The sequence below is a fragment of the Microcoleus sp. PH2017_34_RAT_O_A genome (genome assembly GCF_020737885.1).
Taxonomy (GTDB): Bacteria; Cyanobacteriota; Cyanobacteriia; order Cyanobacteriales; family Microcoleaceae; genus Microcoleus.
In genome coordinates this window covers 33,556-41,434 of sequence record NZ_JAEQDD010000035.1, presented here as the reverse complement: position 1 = coordinate 41,434, position 7,879 = coordinate 33,556, and the positions used below count along the sequence as shown (strand labels likewise).

The 7,879-nt window shown below is 45.8% G+C and carries 6 protein-coding genes; 4 read left to right on the top strand and 2 right to left on the bottom strand.

Annotated features, from left to right (window positions below; genetic code table 11):
- The first annotated feature begins 312 nt into the window (after positions 1-312).
- A complete protein-coding gene (locus tag JGK11_RS13795) occupies positions 313-1,329 on the top strand; it encodes a hypothetical protein (RefSeq protein ID WP_293212066.1) in 1,017 nt (338 codons plus the stop codon).
- A gap of 254 nt (positions 1,330-1,583) precedes the next feature.
- Here JGK11_RS13795 and serS read toward each other — a convergent pair whose 3' ends face one another.
- Positions 1,584-2,864, bottom strand: coding sequence for a serine--tRNA ligase (gene serS, locus JGK11_RS13790; protein WP_293212064.1), 1,281 nt, complete (start codon positions 2,862-2,864; stop codon positions 1,584-1,586).
- A 607-nt stretch (positions 2,865-3,471) separates the two neighbouring features.
- On the opposite strand from serS, the gene JGK11_RS13785 reads away from it, so the two are divergent.
- Positions 3,472-4,611: a glycosyltransferase family 4 protein gene (locus JGK11_RS13785; RefSeq protein ID WP_293191679.1), complete on the top strand. Its 1,140-nt coding sequence runs from the start codon at positions 3,472-3,474 to the stop codon at positions 4,609-4,611.
- A gap of 168 nt (positions 4,612-4,779) precedes the next feature.
- Complete coding sequence (locus JGK11_RS13780; protein WP_293212062.1) at positions 4,780-5,160, top strand: hypothetical protein; 381 nt, start codon at positions 4,780-4,782, stop codon at positions 5,158-5,160.
- A 183-nt stretch (positions 5,161-5,343) separates the two neighbouring features.
- Here JGK11_RS13780 and JGK11_RS13775 read toward each other — a convergent pair whose 3' ends face one another.
- A complete protein-coding gene (locus tag JGK11_RS13775) occupies positions 5,344-5,592 on the bottom strand; it encodes a chlororespiratory reduction protein 7 (protein WP_293181897.1) in 249 nt (82 codons plus the stop codon).
- A 288-nt stretch (positions 5,593-5,880) separates the two neighbouring features.
- Here JGK11_RS13775 and sir point away from each other — a divergent pair, with 288 nt between their 5' ends.
- Positions 5,881-7,872, top strand: coding sequence for a sulfite reductase, ferredoxin dependent (gene sir / locus JGK11_RS13770; RefSeq protein ID WP_293212060.1), 1,992 nt, complete (start codon positions 5,881-5,883; stop codon positions 7,870-7,872).
- Positions 7,873-7,879: the final 7 nt, after the last annotated feature.

Genomic DNA, 7,879 nt, shown 5'->3' with positions numbered 1-7,879 from the left:
GAGAAATTAAAATCAGACTATTCATTACTCCAATCCTCGGACTTAAGGGTAGAGGCCGCTCTCAAACTGTCAACTGTCAACTGTCAACTGTCAACTGTTCAACGACATACTTAAATCAAGCCTGAAAATATCTAAAATTGATTGTGCTTTGTGAAGCACTGAACCTGCAAGGAGCAACCAGTTGTATTGTAGAGTCAGGGGAAATCAGACAAGTTCAGCAACAGCGGCAACAAGTAACATGAAGCGGGGTGAAGTTTTTTGTAAAATTAAGCCAAAATATAACTAGAGTTCCTTCCCTGCTTCCCGACTGAAATGGATATTGCAAAACTAGATAGTTGGTATTCTCAATCTCAGCGCCGCGCTGCTGTTTCCCTGTTGATGAAACGAGTAGGCGTCACTCGCACTAGGGCTGAATGCTTCGTCAGACTTTGGATTTACTTATCAGTGAAACAGCTTCAGGAAAGCCAGCCCCGCGTCAAACCGCCGCTGACTAAACTGGAATTACCAGCCACAGAAGTGCAGTGCACTCACCGGGAAGCAGCAGAACTATTTTACTCGGATTCCGATCGCGGGAGCGATCGCGCCGCCGGCATGATGTTAGATAAACTAGAAGCACTCGGATTGATCGAAAAACACTTTGACGGAAACGCTACAGCAATTAAAATTCAACCCATCCCAGAAATTTTAGATCCGCCGAAGCCCGAAAATTCAGTCAAACTCAAATTAGATGATTTTAACCCTCGGTGCGATGCAATTCCCGTCGCTAATTTACTAGCAAGCTATTATAACTGGATGAACCGCAGTACGAACGCAGTTCCACAAAAGATTGCTAAAGTTATTCGGCTTTCGGCTGCTCAATATTCAAAAGGAATGCGAGTTTTGCGTCGCTGCGACAATCTTAATCCAGTCGGATTTTACTTACTTTATCCCACCGCTAGCGAATCGGATGTTAATTTTTTTAGTGCTCCGAGCAAAAGCCTGCATTTAAGTTCTGTTTCTGATATCGATCCTTTCAAGATGGCGCTACCAGGAGATCGGAATTGCCAGTCAGTGTTTGTCCGCTGTTGGGTAATCGATCCGAAATATTTAGAAGAATACCGAATTACTTTGATTGAGGATGTACAAAAAATTTTAGTAGAAATCCAAACAGATTTTCCCAATCTTTGCGACTTGTACACGTTAATTATTCACCCCAGCTATGAAAAAATGTCCTATGCTTTGGGGTTTCAAAAGACTAACAGTGATGCTCAGTTATCTCTTTATTGGATGTATTTAGCGTTGGATAGATTTTTGGCGCTGGATATCAAGGAAGCACTAAAAAATTTGTAAGTCAGAAACCCCGTTTGAGTCGGCGGTTGAAACCGCGCCTACACAAACAATGTCCGCCTCCGCGGACTCAAGAAGATCGCCTAATTTCAACCGCCTTTGCCTTCAACCCGCGGAGGCGGGTTTTGTCTGTATAGACGCGGTTTCAACCGCCGTGTCTTCGTAGTTTACAATACCTCGCAACCGCCTTTGTCTTCAACCCGCGGAGGCGGGTTTTGTCTGTATAGACGCGGTTTCAACCGCCGTGTCTTCGTAGTTTACAAAACCTCGCGACCGAGATAAGATTGGAGAACTTCCGGCACTTTTACCGTCCCATCCGGCTGCTGGTAATTCTCCAAAATAGCCGCCATTGTCCGCCCCACAGCTAAACCGGAACCGTTAAGCGCGTGCACGAATTGAGTACCTTTTTTCCCCGCTTCTTTAAACCGAATATTTGCCCGCCGCGCTTGAAAATCTGCGACATTGGAACAACTCGAAATCTCGCGGTATTTGCCCGCAGAAGGCAGCCACACCTCTAAATCGTAGGTTTTTGCCGCCGCGAAACCTAAGTCGCCGGTACAAAGCTCGATCGCCCGATAGGGCAATTTCAGCGCCTGCAAAACTCCTTCAGCATCCTGCACAAGCTTTTCGTGCTCAGCCTCAGAGGTACTCGGATGCACCAGTTTCACCAACTCCACCTTATTAAATTGGTGCAACCGAATCAATCCCCGCGTATCCTTACCGTAACTTCCGGCTTCCCGGCGAAAACAAGGAGTGAAAGAACAGTGATAAACTGGCAACTGTTCTGCTGTCAAGATTTCACCTCGGTACAAATTCACCACCGGAACTTCAGAAGTAGGAATTAACCATAAATCGTCTTGATCGCACTTAAAACTTTCTTCAGCAAATTTCGGCAATTGACCTGTAGCAGTGAGGGATTCGGTGTTAACTAAAAGTGGGGGAATTACTTCTACATAACCAGCTTTTGTATGGCGATCGAGCATGAATTGAATAATCGCTCTTTCCAGGGCTGCACCTGCGCCAACTAACGTGACAAAGCGGGGACTAGCGATTTTTACTGCCCGTTCAAAGTTGATAATTCCTAATTTTTCGCCGATTTCCCAGTGGGGCAAAATCTCGGGATTTTGGGGAATGTATTCGTCTCCCCAGCGCCGGATTTCGACGTTTTCATCTTCATTTTTGCCGATCGGAGTTGACTTACCGGGCAAGTTCGGCAATGGTAACAATAAGGCTTCTATTTGAGCTTTTAAGTCTTTTTCCTGTGCTTGCAATTCGTTCGACTGCGTGCCGACTTCGTTACCTTCGGCTTGCAGAGTCTGAATTTCGGGAGATTCGAGGGGTAAACCCGATTTTCTTTTTTGCCCGATGAGTTTGGCTATTTCGTTGCTGCGGGCTTGCAGTTGCGATCGCTTACCTTCGAGCTCCCGCTGCTGTTTGTCTAGTTGCAGAATTGGCTCGATTTCGTGATTGCCTCCGCGAGTGTTGAGGCCCTCTTGTACGGCTTGCGGATTTTCTCGGATTAATTTGAGGTCTAGCACGGATTTATTTTAAATAATATAGGACTTGCCGATCGCCAACCCGATTTCTGGAAAAATATCGGCTTTCGCGAGCATAGATCTACGAATCTACAGGCTTTCTGAGGATTTTTGCGTCAGTCCTATCTTAGGTTAACAGCGACAATGCGATCGGACATACAAGCTTTGGCAATCATTTAGCACCTCAAATATAATTTATTCTCATCGAAAAAACTGCGTTGGTGTCACCCATGATGGGTGACACCCCACAAAAGGATGCTATACTAACCACATTAGTAGATGCACCCTGATAATTTTCTCCCCTAACCAGCGATGTTTAGGGGCTTTTTGTTTTTTGGGCGACATGAAAGTTAGGGCCCAGATGAAAGTTAAGATAGGACGTACGGTTGAAACCGCGCCTAGACAAACGATGTCCGCCTCCGCGGACTAAAGAGAATAACGTAATTTCAATCGCTGTGTCTTTTATCTTCAACCCGCGGAGGCGGGTTTCGCTTGTATAGGCGCGGTTTCAACCGCCGTGTCTTTTATCTTCAACCCGCGGAGGCGGGTTTCGCTTGTATAGACGCGGTTTCAACCGCCGTGTCTTCTTATCTATCAAATCTAAATAAAAATGCGATCGACAAATCACCTATTCTGTTTCCTAGAAATATTTTCCAGCGAAGGCGGGATTCAATCCTACATTCAAGACATCCTGAAAGCTTATTTGTCACTAACCGCAGCCAACAACCTTCCGCCACAAGCAGAAATTTTGCTGTTGCGAGATGGGCCAGATTGTCACAATCCCTTCGAGTCCAAAAATCTCAAATTCTCTTACCTAAAAACTGATCCCGCTTGGCTTGGCCGTTTTAAGTTTGCCACCAAATTGCTAACCTGCTTGGTGCAAAAACGACCTCAACGGGTTTTCTGCGGTCACATCAAACTTGCACCGCTGATTCAAACATTATGCCAGCCGTTGGGAATTCCCTACACGATTTTAACTTACGGCAAGGAAGTTTGGGAAACACTTCCGCTAAAATATCAAATAGCAATGAGACAAGCCGATCGCATTTGGACGATTAGCAGGTACACGCGCGATCGCACTTGCGAACTCAACAACTTAAATCCCGAGAAATTCCAAATAGTGCCTTGTACTGTAGATGAAAAACTATTTACTATCGGTCCCAAACCGCTGCATTTATTAGAAAAGTACGATCTGACTGGTGCTAAAATATTGATGACTGTAGCCCGATTGCGATCGACCGATAGTTACAAAGGCGTCGATGTCACAATTCAAGCTTTGCCGGAAATTGCCAAAAGTTTTCCCAATGTGAAATACTTGGTTATTGGACGCGGGGACGATCGCCCTAGATTAGCAAAACTCGCCACCGATTTGGGAGTTGCCGAAAGAGTTATATTTGCGGGTTTTGTACCGACAGCAGATTTAGCAGCACATTATCAGTTAGCCGATGCTTATGTAATGCCCTCCCAGGAAGGCTTCGGTATAGTGTATTTGGAAGCTCTAGCTTGCGGAATACCAGTGCTCGCCGGGGACGCGGACGGATCTGCCGATCCGCTGCAAGATGGTAAACTGGGATGGCGAGTTCCTCACCGAGATCCGGCAGCAGTAGCGGTTGCTTGTGTGGAAATGCTGCGAGGAAAAGATAAAAAGTGCGATCGGCATTGGTTGAGGGAACAAACCCTCGCAGCGTTCAGTTTTCAATCCCTTTGTCAATCTCTAATTGGGATTTTTCAGATAGATCGCCCAGATTAATTTATGACGTAGAGGGCAGTTTCTCAATGTATAATAGGAAAATTAGCTCAAACACTATCTAAATTTATTAGTACAATTTGATTCCCGTACAGTAACTGTCAACTGTCAACTGTCAACTGTCAACTGATAGAGTTATGCCTACCTGAAAAGACACCAAAGGAGACCACCGTGAACCAAGGCACCCCCAAAATCTCTTTAAACCTACCCCGTATTAGCAATTGGCTGATATTGCTGGGCATCGCCTGCGTGTTGGTGTCAATTGGTTTGGGTTGGGTAGTTAAATCATTGTTGATTGTAGTAGGTTTGTTGCTGCTGACTCCTGTGGTAGGATTTTTCGCGCTTCAGTGGTGGCTGAAACGCAATTTAATTGAAGACAAGTGTCCTGTTTGTCAGTACGAATTCACAGCTTTAAATCAAACTCAGTTTCAGTGTGCCAACTGCGGTGAACCTCTGAAAATAGAGGAAGGTCATTTTAGCCGTTTGACGCCGCCCGGTACGATCGATGTTACCGCCGTTGAAGTATCATCTGTTCAACAGTTAGAAGATTAATTGGGAATTGGGCATGGGGCATGGAGCATAGGGCATAGGGCATGAGTTAGTTGTTGGTTATTTTTGTTTGTTGTTACTTGTTACTTGTTATTTGTTATTTGTTACTTGTTGGTTGTAATAACCAATTCTTGATGCCCAATGCCCAATGCCCAATGCCCAATGCCCAATGCCCGATTCCCAAAATTATTTTTCCAATCGCACTGCATACCACTGCAAAAACTTTCCAGGCCCGACATCTAATTCACAATAAGTATCAATTAAATACTTAGCTTGAGCTTCCACCGAAGGAAATTTTACCACATCAGCCGGCAAATCTTCGTGTTCCTGGGATAAGACCGCTTTCAGCTTTTCTAATAGTTCCACCGCCGTCAAAAACTGCTCCGGCTGGTTTGTTTCTAATACCACAAAGGTGTCTTCGTCATACAGTGACATAGTTTTAAAGGTTGAGGTTAATTATTTCTAAAGTTTCCAGCAGTTAAGCTAGCCAAAGTATAAACTCTTAATTACAATTTCTGGGGCCCGGGCTCGAACGTGTTAAAATAGAACAACATCAGAATTCCTACCGGATTACCGTTATTAACTTAGTTCTTAACCGGGTTGTCAACAGATCCGCCACAGCATTTCTGAGGAAATTTGTCAAGTGCAAATTTGTCAACTGTCCAATTGTCAAGAAATATTCGATCGACCTTTATCTAATTATAACTGGCACTATACATTCCCATGATCACATCTACCAATTCAACCGCTGCGGCGCGCAAGCCCTCGAAATCAGAAGGTCTCAAAGAACGCAGCAACTATTTACGAGAACCCGTTGCGACTGAACTGTTACAAGAAACAACCCACTTCACCGAAGACGGGATTCAGATTCTCAAATTTCACGGCTCGTACCAGCAAGACAACCGCGACAATCGAGTTAAAGGACAAGAAAAAGACTATCAGTTCATGCTCCGCACCCGCAATCCCGGCGGGTTAGTTCCACCCCAGCTATTCTTGGCGTTAGACAAGCTATCAGAAGAATACGGCAACCACACGCTGCGCGTCACAACCCGCCAAGGTTTCCAAATTCACGGCGTGCTGAAAAAAAATCTTAAAGCAGTGTTTTCCTCAATTATTAAAAATATGGGGTCAACCTTGGGAGCTTGCGGCGACTTGAACCGCAACGTCATGGCACCGCCAGCACCTTACAAAAATCGCCCAGAATACCAGTATGCTTTGCAATACGCCAACAATGTCGCCGATTTGCTGACACCGCAAACCGGTGCTTATTACGAAATTTGGCTCGATGGCGAAAAGGCTATTTCCGCTGAGGAAGACCCCGCAGTTAAGGCCGCCAGACAGCAAAACGCGAACGGCACAATCTTTAGCGACGACAAGGAAGAGCCGATTTACGGCGAGCATTATATGCCGCGCAAGTTCAAGTGTTCTGTTACTGTACCGGGAGACAATTCAATAGACTTGTACTCTCAGGATTTGAGCTTGGTGGTAATTACCAATGAAGCTGGCGAGTTGCAAGGTTTTGACGTGTTTGCCGGCGGCGGTTTGGGGCGCACTCACAACAAAGAAGAAACTTTTGCTCGCGTTGCGGACGAGATTTGCTATGTTGCCAAGGATGATGTTTACAATTTGGTCAAGGCAATTGTAGCAACCCAAAGAGATTTTGGCGATCGCACAGACAGACGACACGCCCGACTCAAATACCTGATTAACGACAAAGGCGTCAAGTGGTTCCAAGAAAAAGTAGCCGAATATTTTGGCAAACCGCTAGAAGCGTTTAAACCTCTGCCTGAGTGGAAGTATTTTGATTTCTTGGGCTGGCACGAACAAGGCGACGGCAAACTGTTTGTCGGCATTTCCGTAGAAAACGGTCGGATTAAGGATGAAGGCTCGTTTCAGCTAAAAACGGCTTTGCGGGAAATCGTGCAGAAGTACAATTTGCCTCTGCTGGTGACACCGCACCAAAACGTGACGATTTACGATATTTCGCCGGATATCAAATCAGAAATTCAGGGAATACTCGATCGCCGCGGCATTCAAGCGGAAACTGCGATCGACCCCTTAGTACGTTATTCTATGGCTTGTCCGGCATTTCCCACGTGCGGGCTAGCGATTACCGAGTCCGAGCGCGCGATTCCCGGCATTTTAGAGCGGATTCGGGCGATTTTGACCAAAGTTGGCTTACCAGACGAGCATTTTGTAGTGCGGATGACTGGCTGCCCCAATGGATGCGCTCGCCCTTATATGGCAGAATTGGGATTTGTTGGGAGTTTCCCGGAATCTTACCAGATTTGGCTGGGCGGTTCTCCCTCACAAACCCGGCTGGCAAAACCCATTGAGGAAAAGCTGCACGTCAATGATTTTGAAGCTTTTTTCGAGCCAATTTTTGTTTATTTCAAGCAAAAACGGCAACAAAGCGAGAGTTTTGGCGATTTTTGCGATCGCGTTGGGTTAGAATCTATCCGTCAATTTGTAACCAATCACCAATCTGCTGACTCGATGACAACTGAGATTAATGATTTAGATGTTACGTCTAGTAACGGCGATGAAAACGAGACAGCCACTGCTGGCGGTGGCAAAGTCCGCCGTCGCATCAGCGTCCGCGATGAAATCTACAACGAGCTCAAGGAAGAAGCAGCCCGTCAGGGCAAGCCTATCACGCAGCTAGCTACAGAGGCAATTTCCACTTATTTGAAGAAGATTAAGGAGGAAGGATAAGCCGATT

What these genes read in the sequence shown, in the direction of transcription:
- JGK11_RS13785 (WP_293191679.1), top strand. Translation starts at nt 3,472, where the DNA reads ATGCGATCGACAAATCACCTATTCTGTTTCCTAGAAATATTTTCCAGC.
- JGK11_RS13775 (WP_293181897.1), bottom strand. Translation starts at nt 5,592, where the DNA reads ATGTCACTGTATGACGAAGACACCTTTGTGGTATTAGAAACAAACCAG.
- sir (WP_293212060.1), top strand. Translation starts at nt 5,881, where the DNA reads ATGATCACATCTACCAATTCAACCGCTGCGGCGCGCAAGCCCTCGAAA.
- JGK11_RS13795 (WP_293212066.1), top strand. Translation starts at nt 313, where the DNA reads ATGGATATTGCAAAACTAGATAGTTGGTATTCTCAATCTCAGCGCCGC.